The organism is Enterococcus sp. DIV2449a (assembly GCF_051711225.1).
Classification (GTDB): Bacteria; Bacillota; Bacilli; order Lactobacillales; family Enterococcaceae; genus Enterococcus_D; species Enterococcus_D casseliflavus.
Genome location: NZ_JBIOME010000001.1, coordinates 2,953,908 through 2,977,827 on the forward strand (window position 1 = coordinate 2,953,908; position 23,920 = coordinate 2,977,827).

Consider the following 23,920-nt stretch of genomic DNA (forward strand, 5'->3'; position numbering starts at 1 on the left):
AAAATTAAAAATGACCAGCCAAGGAAAGGAGGATTCCAGCTTCATTAGCAGTTATCCTTTCCTAGGTTGGTCATTTTAGTTGTGCGTATTATTTGATGGTTTTCAATTCTTGCACATTCAGGTCACGAAAATCAATAATCGTTTGATCCGCTGGCAGACCTTGCACAGGGAATGCTGGATTCGCAAAGCCAATACAGTACATACCCGCAGCTTTGGCAGCTTTACAGCCATTGATCGTATCTTCAATGACGATACATTGCTGAGGGTTCGCGCTCAACAACGACGCTGCTTTCAAGAATACGTCAGGAAAAGGCTTCGAGCGTGCTACCTCTTCACTACTGACGATCTCAGTAAAATAGTTTCGCAACTGCAATTGATCCAGGTTCTCCTCAATCTCTTTTTTAGGAGAAGAGGAAGCAACACCAAGCTGAAAGTTCGCTTCTGCTAACTGCCGAATCAATGTTTGCACATGAGGAATCGCTTTGACGCCATCACGTGTTATCAACGCTTTTCTTCTGCGATTCATTTCTTCAATGTACGCTGAAACAGATTTTTGTAACTGTAATTCTTCCTTCATTTTTTCCCACATAAATTCTGCAGTGGTCCCCATGAACTGATAGTGATATGACTCATCTACAAGGTGTCCTTCACTATGAAGCATCGCTGTTTTTGATTCTAAAAACGTATACTCAGAATCTACGATAACCCCATCCATATCAAAAATTACCGTTGTCGTCATTGGCATAACCCCTGAATCGATGGCGACTTAAACATCTCGACCCAGTCATTGTGAAAGTCCGTTACTGCTTTTTGAATGGAAGGCATGGCTAATCCTTGTCGATAGATGTCTGGATCAGCAGTGAGCGCATGTGCCCCTGCACGAATCGCGCGATTCATTTGCGTAGTGTTCTTAAAGCTTGCGGCAAGGATCTTACTTTGTGCTTGAGTGGTACGAATCGCTTGTGCCAATGATTCAATGACTGTTGGTGCATCAACATTAATATTTTCCATACGGTTATAGTATGGCGCCAAATAATCGACTCCAGCACCAATCGCTAAGAACCCCTGCAATTCGGTATAAATGGCTGTAGCTGTTAAGTTGAATTCACGCTCTTTTAAGCGTTTGATGGCTTCTAACCCATTTTCATTGACAGGGATTTTGACATAGACTTCTTTTCCCAGCTTATTGATAATCGTTTCTGCATCTAGGATCATCTCATCGACGGTTTCCCCAACCACTTGAACATGTAAGGATGCTTCTCCGATTCGTTCTTTCACTGCTTGCAAATGAGTAAAAAAGTCGATGTTCCCCGCAGCTTTCAAAATCGTGGGGTTTGAGGTTACTCCTGCCAGCGGGAGTACCTTTTGATAGTGGGTGATTTCCTCAAGATTTACTGTATCCAAAAAGAATTCCATTGCTTACACTCCTTCAATCTTACGTTTTACTAGACAGTTTCCTTACTTAATGCTGATTTTCGTTCCTTTATCAATCACAGGGATCGTTTTTGCTTCTACATAAAGTGTGCCTGGTAATTCAGAGGTCGAACTGCCGTCAAATTTAATCGTGATGTGTCCTAATTCTTGTAAATTTCTTGATACCACATCGCCTACCGAGGTAATTTGATAGCTTTGATCATCGATCCATAATTTTTGTTCAGATGTAATCGTGCCATTCATTGGCTGTACTTCAATATTGTAACAATAGTCAGCTAACGCTGCCGGTGCATCTTTGCCAAAAAGAATGATCATATTTTCTTGGCGAAATAATTCCGCCTCCACACCGATTGAAAGAACTGTCGTAGTAAAAACTGCCATTTCTGCTTCCTCCTATACTGATTTAACTATAAAGTCCAAAACTTGCAAGCCATGCTACGAAGACCCGTGGTACACCATTTAAGAAACGAGAATAAAGAACAGAAGGTACCCCAACCTCAACCGTTTCCGCTTCTGCCTCTTCTAATCCTAACCCAACTGGAATAAAATCACAGGCATTTTGAGTATTGATCGCAAATAATGCAGGTAGAGCAAGTTGTGGTGGAATCGTTCCTTTGCCGATCTCGACCCCAATCAGTGTCCCGATCACTTGACTGATCACTGCCCCTGGTCCAAGTAACGGGGAGAGAAATGGCAAGGAACAAATAAAGCCGATGATCATCAATCCCCAAATATTGCCAGCCAATGGCGCCATCACATTCGCAAAGAAATTTCCAACGCCTGACCCTTGAATGATTCCAATCAACAGGGAAACAAATGCCATGAAGGGAATGACGGTATTGATCATCGTCTGAACCCCGTCTCGTGCAGATTGGTTAAAGGTCGCAACGACTTTCCCGGCGCCCATCCCGATCTTGGCAATAAAATTTTGCTGCTCGGCTTTTTGCTCTGTGATTTTTTTCGAAGTATCGTAGGTGAATTCCCGCTTAGGAGCTGTTGCTTCATTGGCGGCGGTGGTTGCTTCTTGCTCTTCACTTAATGAAATTTGGTCGACCCCAACCGCCGAAACATAGATCTGTTCATTGATATATTGTGCTAATGGCCCACTTTTCCCCGTTGCGACGACATTGATCGTCGGAATCCCTTTTTTGGGATAAATACCGCAACGTAGCGTGCCACCACAGTCAATGATCGCTAATGCAATTTCATCATCGGGAATCGATGTTTTAAAGCCATTGACTGCTTCCATTCCCGTTAATTCAACAATTTTATCAACGATTGCAGGTCGCTCACCACCACCAGTAATGTAAATAAATTTATGTCTTTCTTCTGTCGGCGTGATCACTAAGGGACCGCCATAACCGCCACTGCCTTTGACTACTCGTATACTTTTGTACGTCATCTTGATTCCTCCTTATTCTGCCGCTAGTTTGACTGTTTTACTCAAAGTGATGCCTTGCTGCTTACACACGTAAGCAGTCGTAAAGTCGGTGACCCAACCGCCAATAAAGTTCATGATCATACCGACCAATAGATAACGAATCGCCAGCTCCATCGAGTTTAAGCCTAATGTTGTGATTCCTTGGGCAATACCTAACCATACAAAGAGTTCTCCAGGATTGATATGAGGAAATACCCCATTACTGGTGTGACAAAATTGCGCTTGTGAGGCATAATAGCTAGGCTTATAGTATTCAGGTAAAAAGCGAGCCATAGTAAACGACATTGGGTTTCCTAACATAAAGGCCGATAGGAAAGGTAAAAGCAAATAGCGAGTGAAAGGATTTTTTGAAGATAAACGTGCCACTTTGGTCACGCGTTCTTCTCCTAAGAAAGCAATCAACGTATTCATGGCGACCATCAGCATTAGCACCACTGGAACGATACCTGTCATCCATGAGATAAATGTCTCTGCTCCGGTTTGAAAAAGGCTCATAAAACCTTCAGCAAATTTTGTAATATACTCCATTATTTTGCACTCCTTTTTTCTTTCATATATATTTTTTCTTTCCATGTTTGTATTTGTATTTTCAACAGTGTTACAGGCGACACTCCCTGACTTTCGGTATAGTTCCCGGCTTCTGTGCGCAAATAGATTTCTCTGGCATTTTCCATTGCTTGAATCGTCAACTTGTTTTCTTTTTGCACTTTGGGATGGTACTTATCGATATAATGAATATCTTCTCCTAGATAGACCGGCAGCTCTTTAAACTTCGCCAACACGGTTACCCCTTGCATCTTTCTGGCATCAAGAATGATTCCTGCTGGATCGACCGCAAGTAAAACGATCGTTCCTGCTTTTATTTTCCCAGCTCTGCGTCCAATCGCTACCTTGCCTTTTTTGCGCAGTTGCTGATAGTTTTGATTAAAGTGTTTGATCTGTTTCAACCCAAAAAGAATTTGTAACAAATAGGCGCCTAAGGCAAAAATACCAAATAGATAAACAAAACTCATATAATCAACTCCTTCTGATAAAGCCATTCTTTCAATGCCAATAGATTTTCTTGGGCACTGATTTCTTCTCTGAAATCCGCATTGCCAGCAATCGCAAATAATTCATCATAAATACGCAACAAGTCTTGTTCGTTTTTCCCTGTCAATTCACTTGGAATCCCTAACAAAAAAATCAGTTTGATATTACCCTCAGGAGTAACCAATTTCCTTTTGAACACACCTATCGACAGAACGATTTTATCTGTTTGATCATTGATCGCATGGGGAAAGCCAATCTCAGAATCAAAAATCGTGGCATGTTTTTCCTCTCTTTGTCTGATTCGTTCCAAAAAGCACTCATCTACCATATGCTCCTTTGTTAATTCGACGATCATTGACTCGACATTCTTTTGATAGGTCAAGTCAGGATCTAAGTGGTTAAAGTGTAAGAGGATCGACTGCTTCCCTACTGACTGCAAGCGTTCGGCTTTTTCCCACTCATTGCGCAACCAATGATCGTCAAATAAGTTGGTCAATTTAATGATTGGACTTTTCACTTGCTCTAAATGTTTTAATGGAATCGTCGTAAAAATGGCGAAGTAATCGGTCAGATTTTCCTGATGATAGGCTTCCTCTGATAAATGGGTGATGCGAATATCATTGCCTAAGACTCGTTCCAATTGACGACGTATGATCATCGCCGTACCTCTGCCACTGTGACAAACTACAGCAATTTGCTTTTTGGCTGGTTCGTTTTGTTGGCTTTTCAAAGCAAGTTCAAAATAAAGTGCTAGATAACTGATTTCGACTGTGGGTATGGTTCGACCAACCACTTCTTCAATCTCTTGTAGACCGACTTTGGCTAATTCATAGGCAAAGGGATATTGTCGCTCGATTTCGCCGTAAAACAAATCGCTTAATTTTGCTTGGACCACGATTCGGTTGATCATATACTTTAAGTGTTCTTTCATTTCTAAAAACAAAACTTTCTCATTGATATCCAAAACGAGCGTGCGATGGATTCGCTTTAGCATCGCTTTAAAGTACTGTTCGACTGCTGTCGGGACAACCGTACGCTCAATTAAGGAATTTGCAGATAAATTTAACGGGAACCAGAGAAAGTCCTGTTCTGTTTGACTTAAAGTCACTCGGTATTTGGTCTCTAGATGATAGATCAACTGCTCGATTTGTTCTTCTTCTTTGATGAAATTTGTATAACAATTCGGTATCGTCTCTAAATAATTCCCTTCAATGATCCTTTTCATGGAAATAGAAATCACTTTATACAGTAAACGACCATAATACTGCGGAATCCCTGAGAGAGAAATGATTTTTTGGATCATTGCTCGTGTATCGTTTTCTAAATAATTTTCATAAAAATAATCTTGTACATAATAGATGTAAAGCAAACGCAGATTAAATTCACTTCCTTTAATCTGAATCCCTCTATTTGGCGTTCCAACTACTTCTGTATCAAAAGGCTTGAGTAGCTTTTTTAGCATCCGAAAATCATTATAGACAGTACTCCTACTGATCCCTAGCGCTTCAGACAGATCGTCAATTAAAATAAATGACTTTTCCTCGATCAATTGTTTTAGGATAAATGCTACCCGCTTACTTGCTGAGTTAAAATCGGTTTCTTTTTTTAACTTTCCAGCCAAAATGAGTTCAAATTCTTCAGCATCTTCTACCTCAATCGAATAGCTCTTTTTCCTTTGCACGATTTTCGCAATACCAATTAGTTCTTCATTAAGCAGATCAATACTACTCTTTACTGTTTTTGAACTACTGCTCAACTTTTTCTGTAAATCAATGATTGAAATATCCTTATGGGTTATTAACAAGTCTAAGATTTGATACCATCGATTTACGAATGCCATTTTATCCCCCTATTTCTATCCCCTAGTTTTTCCTCCCGCTACATTTGTTGTCACTCCTGTAATATAACTGGATCGGTCAGACAGGTAATAGCAGACCAAGTCAGCTACTTCTGTCAATTTGCCACTCCGACCTAGAGGAATTGTACTCGTTTTTGTGTATCCTTCTCGCAGTTTTTCAACTGTCGTCCCTCTTGTGTAAGCCAGTGCCTCCTCATAGGCAGACGTTCTCAAGCCCGTTTCTTCCATGATGCCCGGTGCAATACCCACCACTCGAACATTTGATTTTCCTAATTCTTTTGCCCAGGATCTTGTATAGCTATTGAGTGCCGCTTTGGTAGCAGCATATGCACTTTGCCCTTCAGATCCTTCAAGCCCTGATTCTGATGACATATTGATGATGACTCCAGATTTTTTATTGACCAATTCTCGGGCTACTGTTTGCGTCATTAGGAAAACGCCCTTTTGATTGATTGCACTCATCTTGTCAAAAATAGGATCTGATAATTCATATTTCCCATGAGGGTCTTTCTTATCTACTAAAAGACGTGGAATATTGATCCCTGCATTGTTCACTAAACCATCGACAGTTCCAAACCGCTCAATGACTTTTTCTACACCTGACTCCACCTCTTCCCTTACTGAAATATCCGTTTCAACAAACAACAAATTGTCATGTTGTTGCGTAGCTTCTGTAAGGTCAAAATTTGCCACATTCACCCCTTGCTCTAATAAACTTTCAACGATCCTCTTTCCGATTCCTGAAGAACCCCCTGTTACGATCACGGTTTTTCCAGCTATATTTAACCAGTCTTTCATACGTTCCCTCCTACAATTTGATTACGCTTTCAGTATAAGCGTTGACCAATAATAATTAAGACAGGATTTTTTCAAAGATCTGGAAAAAAAGTGTACGAATTTCACTGAATAATCTTCAGACCGTTTGCCTTAAAAAACAATGCAATTTTATTTTGCAACCGAAAGAATCATGTTGAAGCGACTTCTATTCTATCCTATCTTCTCCTTAGATGGAGTCATCCGCTCTTTTTTTAAAGGACGGTTTGTGAATGCGACTTAATTAATTGCTCTCGATTTTTCCACAACAAAGCCACTTCTAATAACATGCAGTAAAAGAAAGAAAAACTCCCACCTTTTTCTTCCACAAAAAAAGCTTAGGAAAGATTCCCTAAGCTTTTTGAAACGATTAAATTAGAGTGTATTAAAAAGGCAGAGATTGGTTGGTACGCTCCTTAAGAATGACCCAACTCGTTGACTTTTCCAAATAAAGACTTCGGCGAAAGTCAATCTCAGATATCCGTTTAACCGTCTGGAAGCCAGCACATGTTGACACCTTATTTCCCTAAGTTCAGATATTCCCATTGAAAGAAATCATTCAGTTGTTGCCTGACAAGAAGAAGCTGTTTCCATTAGCACCTCATTCAATGTTTCGATGTTTTTTCTACCGTCTGTTTGCATCCATTGTCTTGCAGCAGCTTCTCCTTTAGTGGCAAATACCTTAACACCATCTGCCCAAGTTGCTCGCCCGCATAATACACCATTGAAGGTTGAACCAGCTGCTTTGGCAAAGCGGAGGGTTTCTTGAAAAAGCTCTGCACTGACGCCTCCGCTAAGAAAAATAAATGGACAAGTAGCCATCTGGCTTTGTTCTTTAAAGAATGCTGCAGCCTCTTTTTGTGTATAGACAACCTCATTCCCTAACCCTTCAACAAACTTCATATTGACAGGAACTTCTACTTTCAAAACAGCTACGTTATAGCGCGACTCTGCAAAAACCTTCATCATTTGATTGACTTTATGTGGTTTGACCGTTGCGTATTCTTTCGATGTGTTATCCGAAATGGTCGCATCATAGGAGACTAGCTCTAAGAAAAAGGGCAGCCCTTCCGCCAGACATTCAGAACCGATTCGTTCTATATAAGCTTTCTTTTGATCGTTGATCGCATCGCTTTCGTCTACATCATAGTAGAGTAAAAACTTACAGGCATCTGCTCCTTCCTCTTTGAGCTTTTTGACTGACCAATAATTTAACGAGTCTGGGAGTCTCCCTGGCGTCGTTGCGTCATACCCCGTTTTTTCATAAGCCATCAATAGACCAGTATGCTGAGCACGTTGTTTTGCTGCCGGAAGTCCGTATTCTGGATCCAATAAAATAGCCGATGCATAGGGTGTTAGTTCTTCAGAGACGATGGTTTTAAATTGCTCGATCGCTGCATCCGACACATCTTTTTTATATTGACTTAGCATCCGCTTTAATGCGCCTCTTTGATCGATCGCCAATGCACTGATGATTCCTTTTGAATTACAAAGTTTTGTTACTGATATCGTTTGCTTCATTGTCGTAGTCATTTTTTCAATTCCCTTCTAGATACTGATTCATTACTTGTAGTAAAGCTGTTTTAGAAGTAGCTGCTTGGATCGCTTTTTTAAACCCTTCTTTCATCAGCATCCTTGCCACTTGAGACAAAATCGTAAGGTGGGTGGTCCCAGCTTCATTCTCTGGTATAAACATAGCGATGATCGTATGGATTTTTTGTCCGTCTAAACTGTCCCAATCGATTGCTTCTCTAAGTTTGATTACACTAATAAATGGTCGTCTAATAACACTGCTCTTCGCATGAGGAATGGCAAAGCCATCCATCATGCCTGTAGAGCCTTGTTCTTCTCGAAGGATAAATGCTGCTTCCACTTCTGAAACATTCGTAGCATCGCCTTGCCTCTTACTTTCTTTTGCTAGAAAAGATAGAGCTTCTGCTTTATTCTTTAGGAGGGAATCGACAAAAATATATTCTTCCGTAATCATGCTTTCACGTCCATTCTCTGTTTGGCAACTTTTCTTTTTTGAACCAATCCTAGCAACAACCCACCTGCGATCGATCCTGCCAAAATCGCACTTACCCATAAAAGACCATGAGTAACAACGGGTAATACTAGAAAGCCACCATGGGGTGCAGGAACTTGCACTTTGAAGAGATAGGTCAGTACAGCAGCAATCGAAGAACCTAACATCATGATCGGTAACACCCTCAGCGGGTCTTTCGCCGCAAAAGGAATCGCTCCTTCTGTAATATGTGTTGAGCCTAAGATAAAATTGACTAATCCAGCATTTTTTTCATTTGCATCAAAATACTTCCCAAAGAATAAAACGGCAAAACCTGTGATCAACGGTGGGGCAATGCACGCTGCGGATACTCCTGCCATGAAACTAGTATTTCCTTGTGCCAATAAAGCAGTACCTGTTACATAAGCTGCTTTATTGATTGGTCCTCCCATATCGAATGCGCACATACAGCCAACAATAATGCCTAATACAAAGGGACTAGAATTTTCGAAACCAGCTAAGAAGGACATCATTGCTTCGTTGATCGTTGCCATCGGTCCTGACACAAAGTCCATAATCAGTCCTGTAATCAAGACTCCTAAAACAGGATAAAGAAAAATTGCTTTCAAACCATCTAATGATTTAGGTAAAAGAACCAATGCCTTCATCAGCCCTAGCACGACATAACCGGCTAAGAAACCTGAAACGATCCCACCTAAGAAGCCAGTTCCGCCATCTGCCGCGATCAAGCCCCCAACAAACCCAACCACTAGTCCTGGTCGTTTCGCGATACTCTCCGCAATAAATGCTGATAGGATCGGGACCATCATACTCATAGCAAAACCACCGATTCCATTGAGTCGTGCAGCAAATTCGTTGTACTGAGCGTTAGTTGGATCCGCCGAATAAATCCCCCAAAGAAATGAAATAGCAATCAAGACTCCCCCACTGACCACAAACGGTAACATATGAGAGACACCATTCATTAAGTTTTTGTAGATCGTATGTCCAATCCCACTGACGGCTACTTCTTCTTTATCAGTCGGAACAGATTGCTTCGACTGTTTGATTCTCCCTGCACCATCTAAGGCATCAGCGATCAATTGATCCGCATTTCGAATTCCTGAGGCTACTGGGACATCAATGATTTTTTTGCCTACAAAACGTTCGGCTTGAACATCTTTATCAGCCGCGATAATGACTGCGTCGGCAGCTTCGATCTCTTCAGCAGTCAACGCATTTTCGATCCCAATCTGTCCATGAGTTTCTACTTTGATCGAAATGCCTCGCTTCTTAGCGGCTTGCTCTAATGCTTCTTGTGCCATATACGTATGCGCGATCCCCGTCGGACATCCCGTCGCAGCTACTATCTGAAATTTTGTCATTTATGGACTTCCTTTCTATGAACATGTATTTGCGCTTCCAATTCAGGGATATCTAAAAAGTCAGTCAATCCCTTTTTAAAAGCAGTTGAACTTCCCGCAGCAATACTTCTTTTCAATGTATGAGAAACCTCCTCCTTGCGAACCATCCCAGCAATAAAGGTCCCTAATAAGCTATCTCCCGCACAGGCTGTATTTACCACTTTACCTTTTGGGGCATTAGCGATCAGACAAGTTGCTTCATTTAAAAAAATCCCCCCCTCACTTCCTAAAGACAGCAACACATTTTGCGCTCCTTCTGCAATTAACATTTGACCGTATTTCTGATAATCTTCGGGTGCGATCGTGGCGACATCAAACAGTGTCGCTAACTCATCTTCATTTGGTTTGATCAAGTAAGGACGATACTGCAAACACTCCCGAACTTCCTTATAACTACTATCAATAATCAGCTTGACTTCTCGTTCCTGACAGATTTTACTGATCTCAATCAAAACCGTCGGTTGAACACCTTTTGGTAAACTCCCAGAAACACAAAGAAAATCACCTGGAACAAGAGTCTTGATTTTTGCTAACAATCGCTCCACATTTTCTGGACTGATCGCTGGCCCTTGATTGACCAATTTATATTCTTTGTTTTCTTCGTTGACTTGTGTAAAGACATTTATTCTGGTCATTCCATTAACCGCTACAAAATCGGTCTTGATGTGCTTTTCGCTTAAAAAATCTTCAATATATTTTCCTGTAAAGCCACCGCTAAATCCTAAAGCAGTGCTGGGAATGCCTAGCATCTTCAAAATAAGAGAAACGTTCACCCCTTTGCCATTGGCTTGGATCTCATCATCTAGTGTACGATTGACAACTTGAGGCAAAAGCTGTTCTGTTTCGATAAATAAGTCAATCGCTAAATTCATCGTGCATGTGTAAATCGTTCCCATAATTGTTCCTCCTTGCTGTACCTTAAGTATGCACTGTTTCTGAATGTACATGTTTTCTAAAACGATCCATTCTGTTGAAAACATTTTCAATCTTGTTTGATTCCATTTGATTTTCAGATACAATCACACTAAAATAGCGTTAAGAGGTGGCAAGATGGACAACAAATTAAGTGAAGCAGAACTATTTTTATGGAATTACATTACGCAAAACCTTTCAGAAATTCCGAGCCTTTCGATTATCAAACTAAGTGAACTGGCAAATGTTTCAACGACAACGATCGTCCGAACCATGAAGAAAAAGGGCTATGAGGGCTACACCTCTTTTAAACATCATTTAAAAGAGCAATCGAATATGACCTTGAATTTTTCAAACGTGGAAATGGTGGATGAAGAGATCCGTCGCTCCATTATTAAAAATGAACAAGAAGTCATTCGTACCTTAAATATGCTAGATACGGGCACTATTGAAGATGCGATCCAAAAAATATACAACGCGAAACGAATCGTTATTTTTGCACGGGGCTTTTCAGAATTGATTGGGGAAGAAATGAAGACAAAATTTCAGCTGGTGGATAAATATTGTGAGTTGTACACTGATCCCAATATTATCACTACGATCAGTAAGCGTTTACGCAAAGAAGATACTGTGATTTTTGTTTCATTAAATGGGGAGACCGAAGAATTAGTCATCGCGGCTCAAAATTGTTACGATAAAGAAATCGGATCGCTTTTGATCACCGCCTCAAAAGAAAGCCGCTTGCTGGAATTAGTCGAGCTTTCTTTGATTGGCTTCAAATCAGAAATTTCCTTTTTCCCAGATTATGAAGTCCGCTCACGACTGCCCTTATCGGTCATTGCTCGAATCTTGCTGGATTCTTATGCGATTCGCATCAAGAAAAAATAAGCAGACTCACTCGAAATCAATAAAAAAAGTCTTTTCGCCCTCATAGTGTTTCTTCTATGAGTGAGCGAAAAGACTTTTTTGCTGAATGATTTGGATGCAGTCTCTTGATATCGCTACTGACTGCTAGCGATTTTACGAGTTATTACCTTCGCAGAAGTGTTATTCCGCTGCTAAAATATCTTCCTTAGCATGGATCATTTGAGTCAAAAAGTCACAATAAGGCGTTGGCACTTGGTACTTGCGGCCTTTTCGCGAGATTGCGCCATTGATATAATCGATCTCGGTTTTGCGATGATTATTGATCAAATCTTGATACATGGATGGATAGTGCATTCCGATGCCTTCTGGATCATAGGTTTCTTCAATATGGTGGACTACTTCGGATACATCCAGTTCAACAGATTCATGGGCAGCAACTGCCGCAAATTCTTCCACGATCGTTTGGACCATCGCACGCGCCGTTGAGGTTTGTCCGAATTGGGCAATATTCACATTTAAAATCGAACACAAGCCATTTAGGGTGCCGTTGACACAGGCTTTGCGATAGATGGAGTAACGGATGTTCTCAGAATAAGACGCATTCAACCCAGCATCAGCCAAGACTGCCGCCAATTGACGGGCATCTTCTTCTTTCCCCGGTTCGATGTTTTGCAGTTCTACAGAACCATCCCCAAACAAGCGAACATTACCAGGACCAATCAAGTCCGCCGTCCAAATGGTATTTCCTAAAAAGATTTTATCCGTGCTGACATATTTTTCAATCGTGTCCTCATGACCGATCCCGTTTAATAAGCATAAGACTTTCGTTTGCTCTCCGATCATCGGTTTGATCGTTTGCATCATTTGATCCAGTTGCATCGCTTTAGTAAAGACCAGGATCAAGTCTGCTTGTACAGTCGTTGGGATCTCATTTTGCGAATAGATCGAAAAAGGGACTGCGATCTCTTCACCGTTTAAGTTCGCTCGTAATCCGTGTTCACGGATCGCTTCGATATGCGCAGGCCAGCCGTCGATTAACGTGACGTCATTTCCGCCTCTTTTTAGCATAATAGCAAAACGGCTGCCCATAGCACCTGCACCAGCAATAACAATTTTCATCTGAATTCCTCTTTCCTCTTCCACAATTAGGTATAGTTTACTCTAAAATCGTGAAATATGCGAGAGCCTTGCGTTTTTTCTCGATAGGAAAGAAAAAAGAACAATTGGAATAGTTAGATTTTTCAGATAATTAAAAAACAATCGTTTCCAATTCTGTCCATTCAAAAAAGCCGCACGGAAGGTGGAAAAACTGACTGAGCTAAGCCAGTTTTCGGACTCACGTGCAACTCTTTTAATCCTTCATTTCCTGTGAAACAGTTGTCGGTTTAGGCAGTGACTGTTTCATTTTTTGTTGCAAAGTTTTTTAACCGTTCAGCTTTTTCTGCTTCTGTGATTCCATGTTGCTCCACGTAACGGTTGTGTTCGTGGATGGCACAATCATAGCTGCAGGCACCTAAATGGGCAGCCTGATTTTCCTCAGAAGTTAAGAATTGGCGATTGCATTCTGGGTTGGCACAGTTTACATAGCGCTCGCAAGGTGTGCCATCAAACCAGTCGCGACCGATAACTTTTTTATCCACATGATTGATTTCCACACTAATGCGTTCATCAAAGACGTACATTTTGCCATCCCAAAGCTCGCCTTGAACTTCTGGGTCATTCCCATAAGCAAAGATACCACCATGAAGTTGGGCCACATCATCAAAGCCTTCTCGCAGCAACCAGCCTGAGAATTTTTCACAACGGATACCACCAGTACAATAAGTAACGACTTTTTTATCCATAAATTTTTCTTTATTATCGATGATCCATTGCGGCAACTCACGGAAGCTGCGGATATCGGGACGAACGGCTCCCCGGAAATGGCCTAAGTCATATTCATAATCGTTACGGGCATCGATCACTACGGTATCTTCATCTAACAAAGCTTCTTTGAACGCTTTAGGATCTAAATATTTTCCAGTCATTTCTAATGGATCGATGTCATCTTCCAGGTTCAATGAAACCAATTCTTTGCGCGGACGAACGAATAGCTTTTTAAACGCATGTTCTTCTACTTCATCGATTTTATAAAAAATCCCTTTAAAACGGGGATCAGCTTCCATTTTTTCCATATAGCGATTTGTTGCTTCAACCGTTCCAGAAAGCGTGCCATTGATCCCTTCATTGGCTACTAAAATACGGCCCTTGATGCCAATTTCTTTTCCAAATGCTAAATGCTCCTTGGCGAAGCTTTCCGGATCTTCAATTGTTGTATATTTATAAAATAATAAAACGCGGTATGTCAAACCAATTCCTCCTTTTTTTGCACCCTACAGTATAGGTTATCGCGTGACAAAAAACGAGTTTTATGCTTGTGCCTTTTCACACAATCTTTTTCTTTGAGCAAACCGTGTCATGGATTGGTTTTATTGAGCTCTGCCACGAAAAAAGCTGTGACTTGATCCATCGTTTCTCCACGCACCAGATGGCGTTCTTCTCGCGAGATAAACTGCAGATTTGCTTCTGGATTTTCTGCCACAAAGGCTTCCACATCAGCATAAGGAATTTTCTCATCTTGGGTACCATGCCAAAATAAAAGGGGACGCTGTCCTAATTTCTCTGGTTGAGAAGACAGATCGTAAGCATCCATCCAGCTTAAAAGCTGACCATAATCCTCGGGTACAAAGAACCCAGCAGCGCCGGCGTGCATTTGGATGCGGTCACGGTATTTCAACATGGAAGGAGAACCCATGATACAAGCTGCCGCTGTGATTTCTGGATGCTGGCATAATAAACCACACGTGGTCATCCCTCCCATGGAGACACCGCCAACTGCGATCTGACCGTTGACCAAACCAAGGTTTTCAAAAAAATCGACTAAGTAAGAAAACTCAAATAGATTGGTTTGGATACTTTGCCAAAAAGTTAAAGAAGGAATCTCCGATAGCTGGGTCTTGCGCTCCCCATGATTGGCTGCATCTGGCAAGACCACCCGAAAACCTTCTCTAGCCAACTTTCTGCCTTGTGTCAACACTAATTCTTTACTCGTCTGCCAGCCATGATAGTAAATAATCAATGGCAGCGGCTCATAAATCATTTCTTCTGGTACGACTTCTAAGACCGGAATATTCCCGATTTTTCTTTTTCGAACAGCTAATTTCATTCTTTTCCACCTCAGCTTAAGTATACAAAAAGTCGCCAAAAGCGCCACTGATACGCTGCAAAAAAAGACCATACCCAAAGAGTATGATCTTTTTTTATTTATGAATGTAAGACCGCTTCTCGAGCCAATGCCAAACAACCGAGGGTTCCAGCGTTGTCTTCCAATGCTGGGGTCACGATATATTTGCTTAACTCAGGCGTTTCGACATACCCATTGACCAATTTTGCAAATGCGTCGTGGACGTTTTGCAGCATATGGCGCTGTTTCATCACTCCACCGCCAAAAATGATCACATCTGGAGAAAACATCAAGGTTGTATTGTAGGCACATTGAGCAATATAGGAGGCTTCGATCTCCCAATAAGGATCATCTTCTGCAACCTCTTGTCCTTTTTTCCCTAAGCGTTTTTCGATGGCTGGTCCAGCGGCCATCCCTTCTAAACAGTTGCCATGAAATGGACAGCTGCCAGCAAAGTCATCTTTTGGATGAGGGACGACCAGCATATGCCCCATTTCTGGATGACTAAATCCTTCGATAAAGCGCCCTTCTTGTAAGGCACCGCCGCCAACACCTGTACCGATCGTGTAGTAAACGACACTACTCAATCCTTTGCCACTGCCGAAGACATACTCACCATAGGCAGCCGCATTGACATCTGTTGTCCAAGAAATAGGGATCGGAAATTCTTTTTTCATGGTACCGATGAAATCAAAATTTTGCCATGCCAATTTCGGGGTTGAGGTAATGTACCCATAAGTGGCAGAATCGCGATGGATATCGATGGGCCCAAATGAGCCAATCCCAATCCCTGCTAAATCTGCTTGGTATTGTTTGAAGAAATCAATGACTAAAGGCATTGTTTCCTCAGGTGTCGTTGTCGGAAAGCTCACTCTTTCCTTGATCGTCATTTCTTCATCGCCAATGGCACACACAAATTTTGTGCCGCCTGCTTCAATCGAACCGTATAACATGCACATCGCTCCTTTTTTTTCTAACTACTTGCTGAACTTGACGCTGCGGCATCATCTGCTTTGACGCGATCGATGGCTACCACTAATGCAATGATCAGGTCATCTAGATCTTCTTCATAGATCACGACTTCATAGGTATCGCCCCAAGAGATCCATTTTTTGTGGATCTCTGCGATTCGCTTACCGTTGCGGTTGACCACAAAATCCATATCCCACCAATTGCCTTCCACATCGATGCCTTCTGCACTGATGGAATAGCGGGCTTTAAAAAATGTGAAATGTTTTTCTAAAACGATCGCTTCTTGGCCGTGGACTTCCACAAAAAATTTTGGTAATAAACTGAACACTTTTTTGGTGATCTCCGCGATCGGTCGCTGCTGCTCATTGAAGATCGTAAAACTTTTCGGGATCTTAAAAAAACTGCCTTCGACATAATAGCGAGGGTTTTGTAAGTCATCGGTCACGGTAAATTTTTCGCCGATGCTGAAAACCTTCTGTTTGATGTAAAGTTTCTTCAAATGCTACACTCCTTTCTCTTTAACATCGCCCGTATTGATCACCGGCTGCGTGCCTTTATCGGTAATGATCGACACCAATAAATTATTGATCAGTTGGACTTTGCGGTCATCTGTGAAATTGATGTCCTGTCCGTCTTCGATTTGTTCTAACGCCATTTGTGTCATGGAGACGGCCCCTTCAACAATGATTTGCCGTGCAGATAAAATCGCTTTGGCTTGTTGGCGCTGCAGCATCGCACTAGCGATCTCAGTCGCATACGCCAAATGGTTTAAGCGAGTCTCCAAGACTTCGACCCCAGCAACAGCCAATCGTTCTTGCAATTCTTTTGCCAGCTCCTCCGAGACTTCACTTGTATTGCCTCGCAACGTCAGATCATCGTCATTGAACGTGTCATACGGGTATTGCGTCGCAATATGACGAATCGCTGTTTCACTTTGGATCTCAATGAAATCTTGGTAATAATCGACATCAAACAATGCTTTCGCCGTATCTACGACTTTAAAAACCACCACCGCCGAGATCTCGATCGGGTTTCCGTCTGAATCATTGACCTTCAACAGCGAACTGTTAAAGTTGCGGACTTTCAATGAAACATTGATTTTTTGGGTTAATGGGGTTGTCACGAACAAGCCGTTGTCTTTAATGGTCCCTAAATATTGCCCAAAAAAGAGGATCGCTTTGGCTTGATTGGGTTGTACGATCGTTAACGAACTAAGGAAAAGAAACGATACGATCCATAAAAGAATGCTGAGAACGATTTCGAGAACGCTCTCATTTACGAACCCATGATAAAACAATAACCGCCGCCAACCAATAACCCGATCAGCACAACCAGTGCTAAATACCCATTCACATGAAATGTCTGTTTTTCTGTCATTTTTATTCCTTCCCTTCTTGCTCTTATCTTACCTTGGTTAAAGCCGCTGTGCAAATGTTCTTGCGCATATCAGCGACGATTCCCAATCAAGCTATTTTGTTTTCTGCAACTTTCCCGTTACAATTAAGGTAGGACAAAATTTTTCTCAAAAAAGGGGTAATTCTTATGGCACAAAAAATTGACTTAGAAACGAGTAAATGGTCGTTGGAATCGATCATTAAAACGGTCGGCACCGATCTTTCCTCTGTTGTGGAGGTACAAAACAAAGACGGCATTGACGTTGTAGTGATCTCGAAAGACGAGTGGCAACATCTTTTGGAATTACTCGATGCGCGTCATGCAGAAGGCTATCGGTTAGAACAAGAGCTTCCTGAAGAAATTTTAGTTGACGTTGCCGATACCGACAACCAATACACCGAAGAAGGCGAGTTAGAAATGGAGCTGCCTGAGCGTGTGCATCCAGCACCTGATTTTGAACTGGATTCAGAAGAAATCGTTGAAAGTGATGACGTACTAGATTAAATAAAAAAGCAAAACGGCCCCGGGCTCGTTTTGCTTTTTTTATAGCTCTTTTTCTTGCCTTTTGGTAATGACTGCTTGCAATCGTTCGATGGCAGGCTGCAATTCTTGTAGCGCCTCTTCTTCGGGTTCTAACTCTGCACACCGTTGCAGTCGCTCTAACCACATTTCTGGTTCTTTGACGCCCAACTGGCCAATGGCCCAATAAGCCGTTCCTCGAATCACTGGGCGCACGTCTTCTGTCGCACAGCGCCAAATCGCTGGCAAGGCACTGCGATCCCCTACATTGGCTAAGGCGATGATGGCATTACGCTGCAACGGTTTTTTCCCCCGCCAAGAGCCAGATAGATGGCCAAATTGTGCCTTGAAGGCTTTGTTTGATAAAGACAGCATCGGTTGCAGTTTTGGATAAACGGTATCGACTTCAGGCTCCATCTCTTGATGAAAATGGAAGTCTTTCCCCCGATTATAAGGGCAGACCAGCTGACAAATATCGCAGCCGTAAATCACGTTATGCATCTTTTTGCGGTACTCTTCTGGCATCATGCCCTTCGTCTGGGTTTGATAGGACAAACAGCGCTGGGCATTCATTCGACCATCGCCCAATAACGCTTTGGTGGGGCAAGCCGTCACACAACGCATGCAATCCCCACAACCAAACGGGACTTCTTCATCTGGTTCAAGAGAGATATTAGTGACGATCTCCCCTAGATAAACAAACGAACCAAATTCTTCCGTAATCAGCAAGCCATTACGACCGATAAAGCCAAGACCCGCCCGCTGCGCTGCCGCCACATCCACCAATTCCCCTGTATCGACTTGCGGTGCGAAACGCCATTCGACTTGTTCTTCCATCGTTTGCACTTGTTCTTTGATAAAGGCGATCAAGCGATCCAATCGTTCTCGCAAAATATCATGGTAATCGATGCCCCACGAGGCACGGGCAAACATGCCGCGTTTTTCATCCCGCGGGACTTTCTCTTTGATTTTTGTCGGATAAGCTAAAGCGATCGCAATGATCGTTTGCGGATTTTCAAATGTCCGTTCAGGATAGATACGCTCTTCGATCACGGGATGCTCAAAACCAGAGGTATGGCCTTTGGCTTTTTGTTCCCGCAAGGAAGGCTCCAATGCCAAAAACGGCTCCGCTGAAGCAAACCCGATCTTGTCAATGCCAAGCCGCTTGCTTTCTGCAATAATTTTTTCTTTTAAAGACATGCTCGCTACCCTCTTTTGTCCGCTAAGCATCTGCTTCTCGGCTTTTTCTCTTCCCCTATTATACGTAAGCACCTGAAAAAAGTCGATGGTGCGGTTTGTTCCCCCAGTTTTTTTCTTTCTTTAAAAGAACACGTGTTGATTGTTTAAGATTTTAATTAATTTTATCGTTATTTTCCTCGCAACGATTGTATTGCCTTTTTCGAATGCTAGACTAGATAAAGGAATTAGAAAGAAATGAACAAATGAAATGGAGATGCTTATGACTCAATTACCCACCGGCTTGACTGCAGCAGAAGTCGCCAAGAAAACCCAAGAGGGGTTGCACAATGATTATGAAACAAAAAGCAGTAAATCAACTGCTGCGATCATCAAAGACAATTTACTGACATTATTCAATTTTCTCAATCTATTGATTGGCGTTTTTTTATTTGCCGTAGGCGCCTATTCCAACATGTTCTACTTAGCGATTATTTTTGTGAATATCACCATTGGGATCAGCCAAGAATTGCACGCGCGTAATTTAGTAAAAAAACTCTCACTTGTTTCACCGCAAACGGTACGAGTGATTCGAGATGCCCAAATCCATGAGATTTCAGCCAAAGAATTGGTCTTAGAGGACGTAGTTATTCTTGGTGCTGGGGACCAAATCCCCGCTGATATGACGGTGCTTTCTGGACTAGTCGAAGTCAATGAAGCGATGCTGACTGGTGAAGCCGATCTGGTTGTCAAAGAAGCAGGTGCTTCCTTACTCTCAGGGAGTTTCATCGTCAGCGGTGAAATGACAGGAACAGTCCTTCATGTCGGTGCAGAAAACTACGCAGCGAAACTAAGCAATGAGGCAAAGGTCCACAAACCGATCCGCTCTGAGCTGCTTGCTTCGATCCGTAGTGTATCCAAATTCACCAGCTATGTAATCGTTCCTTTAGGGGTGATTTTGTTCTTCCAAGCCTTTATGATGCGAGATGCTGGGATCAAGGAATCCGTCGTCGTTTCTGCCGCTGCCTTATTAGGAATGTTACCAAAAGGACTTGTCCTGCTGATCAGTATCGCCTTGACGACAGGTGTCATTAAATTGGCAAAAAAACGGATTTTGGTCCAAGACATGTATGCCGTTGAAACCTTAGCGCATGTCGATACCCTTTGTCTGGATAAGACGGGGACGTTGACGGAAGGCCATATGGTTCTCGAATCGATCGTTCCTCTCCAAGCCGACAGCGACCCTAACATGCTCTTAGGGAATTATTTGGCAGCCAGTACGGATAACAATTTGACGATGCAAGCATTGCGTCAAGGCTGTCCTGAGCTAACGGATCATCAGCCGATCGACGTCGCTGCCTTTTCTTCACAGCGCAAATGGGGTGCTGTGGCTTTTGAACATCTAGGAAATGTCTATCTTGGTGCACCTGAAAAAGTCGCCGGCTCTGCTGCCTTGCCGCAAGTCATAGAAGCGCAAGAAGCTGGTCTACGGGTGTTGATTTTAGCCGTAGAAACTGATCCAAAAACGCCGACATCCTTTGACCCAACCAACGCACAAGCGGTGGCTGTCTTGATTTTATCCGATATCATCCGCCAAAACGCAGAAGAAACCTTGGCTTACTTAGCGGATCAAGGCATCGATCTAAAAGTGATCTCTGGCGATAATCCAATAGCTGTCGCAGCGATCGCCCATCGTGCAGGCCTAGCGAATGCCGATCAAGCCATCGATCTTTCTACCTTAACGACCGAAGCAGAAGTCCGAGAAGCTGCGACACGCTATACGGTCTTTGGTCGTGTGACTCCTGAACAAAAGAAACTACTCGTTCAAGAATTAAAAGCCAATCAACGGACCGTTGCCATGACGGGTGATGGCGTCAACGATGTGTTGGCACTACGGGAAGCCGACGTCAGCATTGCAATGGCTGCTGGCGACAGTGCGGCTCGTCAAATCGCTAACTTTGTCTTATTGGATTCTGACTTTACTACGTTGCCAGATGTTTTATTTGAAGGACGCCGCGTCGTCAATAACGTGACCAAAGCGTCGGGAATCTTCTTTATCAAGACGATTTACAGCTTCTTGCTCTCTTTGGTTTGTATCCTGACATCCAGCGCCTTTCCGTTCTTGCCGATCCAAATCACATTGATCGACTTAGCAATTGAAGGTTATCCATCTTTCTTCCTTTCCTTTGAAGAAAACAAAGCACCGATCAAAGGTCGTTACTTGCCGACAGTCTTGCTCAATGCGTTGCCAAATGCCTTGTTGGTGTTAGTCAATTACTTTGCGATCCGCTTTTTACAAACCGACTACGGTTGGTCGCAATTTGATACGACGACCTTGTTGTACTATTTGTTGATCGGGATCAGCTGTATCGCTGTGATTCGCGCTTGCTTGCCATTAAATCCATTGCGATTGTTCTTAGCGATTACCACTACCGTGGGGATCTATGTTGCAGCAATGCTCTTCCACGGTCTGCTGGAAGTCGGTTTCTTGACCGCTGTGACCTTGCCTTATTTCCTTGGCATGATGGCATTGAACATCTGCCTGTACGTGGGGCTTTCTTTCCTAACGAAGCGCTTTTCAGCCAAAGTGCTCGTTAAACAATCCTAATTGATTTTGCAGCATCGCTCTTTCTTGCTTTGTCCAGAAAGACGATGCTGTTTTTTTGTCCTCTCCATAGGTGCAACCATACAAGAAGAAAGAAATTTGGTATACTGAACCTGTAGGCGGTTTCAACAAGGACGGTGTTTCTTTGGAAAAGGCAACCCCCTTGTCAAACAGCCAAATTTAATCAGAAAGTGTTGGTGAAATTGGATGAAAAAAAGTATTTTACTCGTTTCTCACAGTCAGCAACTCACCGAAGGATTAAAACAGATGATCGAAGAAATGGCTGACGGCGAGTCAGTCACGATCTATTCTTTAGGCGGGACAGCAGAAGGAGAGCTGGGTTCTGACGCCACGAAAATCGTGGATGCCGTCAACGAATCCGCAGACGCTGAACTGATCTTAGTCTTTGCCGATCTAGGCAGTGCCGTTTTGAATGCCGAACTTGCATACGACATGCTGGAACCTCAGCAACAAGAACGCTATCACCTGATCGACGCGCCGCTGGTGGAAGGTGCCTTTGCTGCAGCGATCACCGCTGGTTTCAGTGATGATTTGGCACAAATCGTTGCAGAAGCAAAAAAAGCAGCCGAGAAAGGATGGCATGAAGCATGAAAAAAATCATTAATGATCCCTCAATGATCGTAGAAGAAATGTTGGCTGGTATCGTAGGCAGTTATCCTGAACTGGTCCATCAAGTCGCAGACTCACGGGTGATCGCTAAGAATAATCAAAAAGAACAAGTCGGTCTTGTTTCTGGCGGTGGGAGCGGACATGAGCCGGCCCATGCTGGCTTTGTCGGTGATGGGATGCTTAGCGCCGCCGTTTTAGGCGATGTCTTCACCTCCCCTACCCCCGACCAGATTTTGACGGCTATCCAAGATTCTGATCAAGGACAAGGCGTCTTGTTGATCGTCAAAAACTATACTGGCGATATCTTGAACTTTGAGATGGCCAAAGATATGGCAGAAATGGAAGAGATCACAACGGAGATCGTGGTCGTTGATGATGATATCGCTGTTGAAAATAGCACCTATACTGCTGGGAAACGAGGAGTTGCCGGTACGGTCTTAGTCCACAAGATTTTAGGCGCAGCTGCTCGTAATGGTGCCAGCTTAAGTGAATTAAAAACACTGGGCGATGCCTTGGTTGCATCGATCAAAACCATTGGGGTCGCATTAAAAGCGGCAACAGTTCCTGAAGTTGGGAAACCAGGTTTTGACTTAGCCGATGATGAGATCGAGTATGGCGTGGGTATCCACGGCGAACCTGGTTACCGTCGAGAAAAACTGAAACCCTCACGTGAACTAGCAAAAGAGTTGGTGGAAAAAATCTTGGCGGATTATGAAAAGACCCCAGAAAAAGTCGGTGTCTTGATCAACGGTATGGGTGGTACGCCGCAAATGGAGTTATTCGTTTTTGCCAATGATGTCGCGAAATTACTCGCAGAAAAAGACATCCCTGTCTCCTTCCATAAAGTCGGCAATTTCATGACTTCCATCGATATGCAGGGACTTTCACTGACCTTGATCGACTTCAGCGAAACGGATCACACCGATGCGTTAAATGAAGCCGTCACAACAATAGCCTGGTAAAGGAGCGAATAGAGATGCAATTGACAACAGAAACGGTGCAAGCATGGTTAGATACCTTCACGAAAGAAATCGAAGCAAACAAGGCCTATTTAAGCGATTTAGATACACCGATCGGCGACGGTGACCATGGCAACAATATGGCACGCGGCGTAGCCGCTTATCAAGAAGCTTATGCCAAACAACAGCCAACGACGATCAGTGATACCTTTAAAGTCTTCTCGATGGCAATGATCTCAAAAGTCGGCGGCGCTTCGGGTCCCCTTTATGGTTCGGCGTTTATGAATATGACCAAAGCAACGAAGGAACTAGAAACAATCGACTCCTTTGAACAATTAGGTACGATCGTTGAAGAAGGCTTGACCGGCATCAAAATGCGGGGAAAAGCTGAGTTTGAAGACAAAACGATGGTCGATGTGTGGCAACCTGTCGCAGAAGCCTTGAAAAAAGGTGAATTGACCAAAGACACGATCGAAGCAGCGAAAGAGCATACCAAAGAACTAGTGGCTAAAAAAGGCCGTGCCTCTTATGTTGGTGAACGTGCCATCGGTCATATCGATCCCGGATCGGCTTCTAGTGCGATTTTATTTGAGTCTTTGTTAACGGTGATAGAAAAGGATTAAAAAAACGATGCTCTTACAAAATACCGTTTAAG

The 23,920-nt window shown here is 42.9% G+C and carries 24 protein-coding genes and 1 pseudogene; 6 read left to right on the forward strand and 19 right to left on the reverse strand.

Features of this window, described 5'->3' with window-relative positions:
* Positions 1-88: 88 nt before the first annotated feature.
* From IGI76_RS14045 to pfkB, 12 genes are all read right to left on the reverse strand, one after another.
* Positions 89-739: an HAD family hydrolase gene (locus tag IGI76_RS14045; protein ID WP_096741693.1), complete on the reverse strand. Its 651-nt coding sequence runs from the start codon at positions 737-739 to the stop codon at positions 89-91.
* On the reverse strand, positions 736-1,416 hold the full coding sequence (locus IGI76_RS14050; RefSeq protein ID WP_333718749.1) for a fructose-6-phosphate aldolase: 681 nt from the start codon (positions 1,414-1,416) through the stop codon (positions 736-738). Before IGI76_RS14050 ends, IGI76_RS14045 begins: the two co-directional genes overlap by 4 nt.
* A gap of 42 nt (positions 1,417-1,458) precedes the next feature.
* On the reverse strand, positions 1,459-1,815 hold the full coding sequence (locus IGI76_RS14055) for a PTS glucitol/sorbitol transporter subunit IIA (RefSeq protein WP_151195970.1): 357 nt from the start codon (positions 1,813-1,815) through the stop codon (positions 1,459-1,461).
* Positions 1,816-1,837: 22 nt separating this feature from the next.
* Entirely contained in the window at positions 1,838-2,836 is a 999-nt protein-coding gene (gene srlE, locus IGI76_RS14060; protein ID WP_333718750.1) for a PTS glucitol/sorbitol transporter subunit IIB, read from the reverse strand.
* A 12-nt stretch (positions 2,837-2,848) separates the two neighbouring features.
* Positions 2,849-3,403, reverse strand: a complete 555-nt coding sequence (srlA, locus tag IGI76_RS14065) for a PTS glucitol/sorbitol transporter subunit IIC (protein WP_074934132.1) — start codon at positions 3,401-3,403, stop codon at positions 2,849-2,851.
* Complete coding sequence (locus IGI76_RS14070) at positions 3,403-3,888, reverse strand: transcriptional regulator GutM (protein ID WP_074934131.1); 486 nt, start codon at positions 3,886-3,888, stop codon at positions 3,403-3,405. The genes srlA and IGI76_RS14070 overlap by 1 nt, the downstream gene beginning before the upstream one ends.
* Entirely contained in the window at positions 3,885-5,747 is a 1,863-nt protein-coding gene (locus IGI76_RS14075; RefSeq protein ID WP_333718751.1) for a BglG family transcription antiterminator, read from the reverse strand. Before IGI76_RS14075 ends, IGI76_RS14070 begins: the two co-directional genes overlap by 4 nt.
* Before the next feature lie 15 nt (positions 5,748-5,762).
* The gene (locus IGI76_RS14080) at positions 5,763-6,563 is read right to left on the reverse strand and encodes an SDR family oxidoreductase (protein ID WP_086337875.1); all 801 of its coding nucleotides are present in this window, start codon (positions 6,561-6,563) and stop codon (positions 5,763-5,765) included.
* A 570-nt stretch (positions 6,564-7,133) separates the two neighbouring features.
* Positions 7,134-8,111 carry a tagatose-bisphosphate aldolase gene (lacD, locus tag IGI76_RS14085; protein WP_201705314.1) on the reverse strand — a complete coding sequence of 326 codons (978 nt, stop codon included), beginning with the start codon at positions 8,109-8,111 and terminating at the stop codon, positions 7,134-7,136.
* 4 nt (positions 8,112-8,115) lie between these two features.
* A complete protein-coding gene (locus tag IGI76_RS14090) occupies positions 8,116-8,565 on the reverse strand; it encodes a PTS sugar transporter subunit IIA (RefSeq protein WP_201705315.1) in 450 nt (149 codons plus the stop codon).
* On the reverse strand, positions 8,562-9,968 hold the full coding sequence (locus IGI76_RS14095; RefSeq protein WP_144771069.1) for a PTS fructose transporter subunit IIC: 1,407 nt from the start codon (positions 9,966-9,968) through the stop codon (positions 8,562-8,564). The genes IGI76_RS14090 and IGI76_RS14095 overlap by 4 nt, the downstream gene beginning before the upstream one ends.
* Positions 9,965-10,903 (reverse strand): 1-phosphofructokinase, encoded by a 939-nt coding sequence (pfkB, locus tag IGI76_RS14100; protein WP_144771071.1) that lies wholly within the window; start codon positions 10,901-10,903, stop codon positions 9,965-9,967. The genes IGI76_RS14095 and pfkB overlap by 4 nt, the downstream gene beginning before the upstream one ends.
* Positions 10,904-11,057: 154 nt before the next feature.
* Between pfkB and IGI76_RS14105 the strand changes: the two genes are divergently transcribed.
* Complete coding sequence (locus tag IGI76_RS14105; RefSeq protein ID WP_008380325.1) at positions 11,058-11,807, forward strand: MurR/RpiR family transcriptional regulator; 750 nt, start codon at positions 11,058-11,060, stop codon at positions 11,805-11,807.
* Between the two features lie 159 nt (positions 11,808-11,966).
* Here IGI76_RS14105 and IGI76_RS14110 read toward each other — a convergent pair whose 3' ends face one another.
* From IGI76_RS14110 to IGI76_RS14135, 6 genes and pseudogenes are all read right to left on the reverse strand, one after another.
* Positions 11,967-12,905: a 2-dehydropantoate 2-reductase gene (locus IGI76_RS14110; RefSeq protein ID WP_005228196.1), complete on the reverse strand. Its 939-nt coding sequence runs from the start codon at positions 12,903-12,905 to the stop codon at positions 11,967-11,969.
* Between the two features lie 266 nt (positions 12,906-13,171).
* Entirely contained in the window at positions 13,172-14,134 is a 963-nt protein-coding gene (gene trhO / locus IGI76_RS14115) for an oxygen-dependent tRNA uridine(34) hydroxylase TrhO (protein ID WP_201688363.1), read from the reverse strand.
* A 107-nt stretch (positions 14,135-14,241) separates the two neighbouring features.
* Positions 14,242-14,991: an alpha/beta fold hydrolase gene (locus tag IGI76_RS14120; protein ID WP_008379569.1), complete on the reverse strand. Its 750-nt coding sequence runs from the start codon at positions 14,989-14,991 to the stop codon at positions 14,242-14,244.
* A 98-nt stretch (positions 14,992-15,089) separates the two neighbouring features.
* Positions 15,090-15,962 (reverse strand): fructokinase ScrK, encoded by an 873-nt coding sequence (gene scrK / locus IGI76_RS14125; RefSeq protein ID WP_002347415.1) that lies wholly within the window; start codon positions 15,960-15,962, stop codon positions 15,090-15,092.
* Between the two features lie 20 nt (positions 15,963-15,982).
* On the reverse strand, positions 15,983-16,480 hold the full coding sequence (locus IGI76_RS14130) for an LURP-one-related/scramblase family protein (protein ID WP_438781644.1): 498 nt from the start codon (positions 16,478-16,480) through the stop codon (positions 15,983-15,985).
* A 3-nt stretch (positions 16,481-16,483) separates the two neighbouring features.
* Positions 16,484-17,358 (reverse strand): annotated as a pseudogene (locus tag IGI76_RS14135) (SPFH domain-containing protein).
* Between the two features lie 165 nt (positions 17,359-17,523).
* On the opposite strand from IGI76_RS14135, the gene IGI76_RS14140 reads away from it, so the two are divergent.
* Positions 17,524-17,880 (forward strand): hypothetical protein, encoded by a 357-nt coding sequence (locus tag IGI76_RS14140; protein WP_005228172.1) that lies wholly within the window; start codon positions 17,524-17,526, stop codon positions 17,878-17,880.
* Positions 17,881-17,919: 39 nt separating this feature from the next.
* Here IGI76_RS14140 and queG read toward each other — a convergent pair whose 3' ends face one another.
* Positions 17,920-19,095 (reverse strand): tRNA epoxyqueuosine(34) reductase QueG, encoded by a 1,176-nt coding sequence (gene queG / locus IGI76_RS14145; protein WP_438781645.1) that lies wholly within the window; start codon positions 19,093-19,095, stop codon positions 17,920-17,922.
* Between the two features lie 259 nt (positions 19,096-19,354).
* Between queG and IGI76_RS14150 the strand changes: the two genes are divergently transcribed.
* The 4 genes from IGI76_RS14150 to dhaL all read left to right on the forward strand — a co-directional run bounded on the left by IGI76_RS14150 (position 19,355) and on the right by dhaL (position 23,888).
* Positions 19,355-21,679, forward strand: a complete 2,325-nt coding sequence (locus IGI76_RS14150) for an HAD-IC family P-type ATPase (protein ID WP_333718753.1) — start codon at positions 19,355-19,357, stop codon at positions 21,677-21,679.
* Between the two features lie 204 nt (positions 21,680-21,883).
* Complete coding sequence (dhaM, locus tag IGI76_RS14155) at positions 21,884-22,288, forward strand: dihydroxyacetone kinase phosphoryl donor subunit DhaM (protein WP_005228160.1); 405 nt, start codon at positions 21,884-21,886, stop codon at positions 22,286-22,288.
* Positions 22,285-23,268: a dihydroxyacetone kinase subunit DhaK gene (gene dhaK / locus IGI76_RS14160; protein ID WP_008379550.1), complete on the forward strand. Its 984-nt coding sequence runs from the start codon at positions 22,285-22,287 to the stop codon at positions 23,266-23,268. Before dhaM ends, dhaK begins: the two co-directional genes overlap by 4 nt.
* 14 nt (positions 23,269-23,282) lie before the next feature.
* Positions 23,283-23,888 carry a dihydroxyacetone kinase subunit DhaL gene (gene dhaL, locus IGI76_RS14165; RefSeq protein ID WP_005233893.1) on the forward strand — a complete coding sequence of 202 codons (606 nt, stop codon included), beginning with the start codon at positions 23,283-23,285 and terminating at the stop codon, positions 23,886-23,888.
* Positions 23,889-23,920 lie beyond the last annotated feature (32 nt).

Coding starts and splice junctions, on each gene's coding strand:
- IGI76_RS14105 (WP_008380325.1), top strand. CDS start 11,058: ATGGACAACAAATTAAGTGAAGCAGAACTATTTTTATGGAATTACATT.
- IGI76_RS14080 (WP_086337875.1), bottom strand. CDS start 6,563: ATGAAAGACTGGTTAAATATAGCTGGAAAAACCGTGATCGTAACAGGG.
- IGI76_RS14090 (WP_201705315.1), bottom strand. CDS start 8,565: ATGATTACGGAAGAATATATTTTTGTCGATTCCCTCCTAAAGAATAAA.
- lacD (WP_201705314.1), bottom strand. CDS start 8,111: ATGACTACGACAATGAAGCAAACGATATCAGTAACAAAACTTTGTAAT.
- scrK (WP_002347415.1), bottom strand. CDS start 15,962: ATGTTATACGGTTCGATTGAAGCAGGCGGCACAAAATTTGTGTGTGCC.
- pfkB (WP_144771071.1), bottom strand. CDS start 10,903: ATGGGAACGATTTACACATGCACGATGAATTTAGCGATTGACTTATTT.
- queG (WP_438781645.1), bottom strand. CDS start 19,095: ATGTCTTTAAAAGAAAAAATTATTGCAGAAAGCAAGCGGCTTGGCATT.
- IGI76_RS14095 (WP_144771069.1), bottom strand. CDS start 9,968: ATGACAAAATTTCAGATAGTAGCTGCGACGGGATGTCCGACGGGGATC.
- IGI76_RS14045 (WP_096741693.1), bottom strand. CDS start 739: ATGACGACAACGGTAATTTTTGATATGGATGGGGTTATCGTAGATTCT.
- srlA (WP_074934132.1), bottom strand. CDS start 3,403: ATGGAGTATATTACAAAATTTGCTGAAGGTTTTATGAGCCTTTTTCAA.
- dhaL (WP_005233893.1), top strand. CDS start 23,283: ATGCAATTGACAACAGAAACGGTGCAAGCATGGTTAGATACCTTCACG.
- srlE (WP_333718750.1), bottom strand. CDS start 2,836: ATGACGTACAAAAGTATACGAGTAGTCAAAGGCAGTGGCGGTTATGGC.
- IGI76_RS14075 (WP_333718751.1), bottom strand. CDS start 5,747: ATGGCATTCGTAAATCGATGGTATCAAATCTTAGACTTGTTAATAACC.
- IGI76_RS14120 (WP_008379569.1), bottom strand. CDS start 14,991: ATGAAATTAGCTGTTCGAAAAAGAAAAATCGGGAATATTCCGGTCTTA.
- dhaK (WP_008379550.1), top strand. CDS start 22,285: ATGAAAAAAATCATTAATGATCCCTCAATGATCGTAGAAGAAATGTTG.
- IGI76_RS14110 (WP_005228196.1), bottom strand. CDS start 12,905: ATGAAAATTGTTATTGCTGGTGCAGGTGCTATGGGCAGCCGTTTTGCT.
- IGI76_RS14070 (WP_074934131.1), bottom strand. CDS start 3,888: ATGAGTTTTGTTTATCTATTTGGTATTTTTGCCTTAGGCGCCTATTTG.
- IGI76_RS14150 (WP_333718753.1), top strand. CDS start 19,355: ATGACTCAATTACCCACCGGCTTGACTGCAGCAGAAGTCGCCAAGAAA.
- IGI76_RS14050 (WP_333718749.1), bottom strand. CDS start 1,416: ATGGAATTCTTTTTGGATACAGTAAATCTTGAGGAAATCACCCACTAT.
- IGI76_RS14055 (WP_151195970.1), bottom strand. CDS start 1,815: ATGGCAGTTTTTACTACGACAGTTCTTTCAATCGGTGTGGAGGCGGAA.
- IGI76_RS14140 (WP_005228172.1), top strand. CDS start 17,524: ATGGCACAAAAAATTGACTTAGAAACGAGTAAATGGTCGTTGGAATCG.
- dhaM (WP_005228160.1), top strand. CDS start 21,884: ATGAAAAAAAGTATTTTACTCGTTTCTCACAGTCAGCAACTCACCGAA.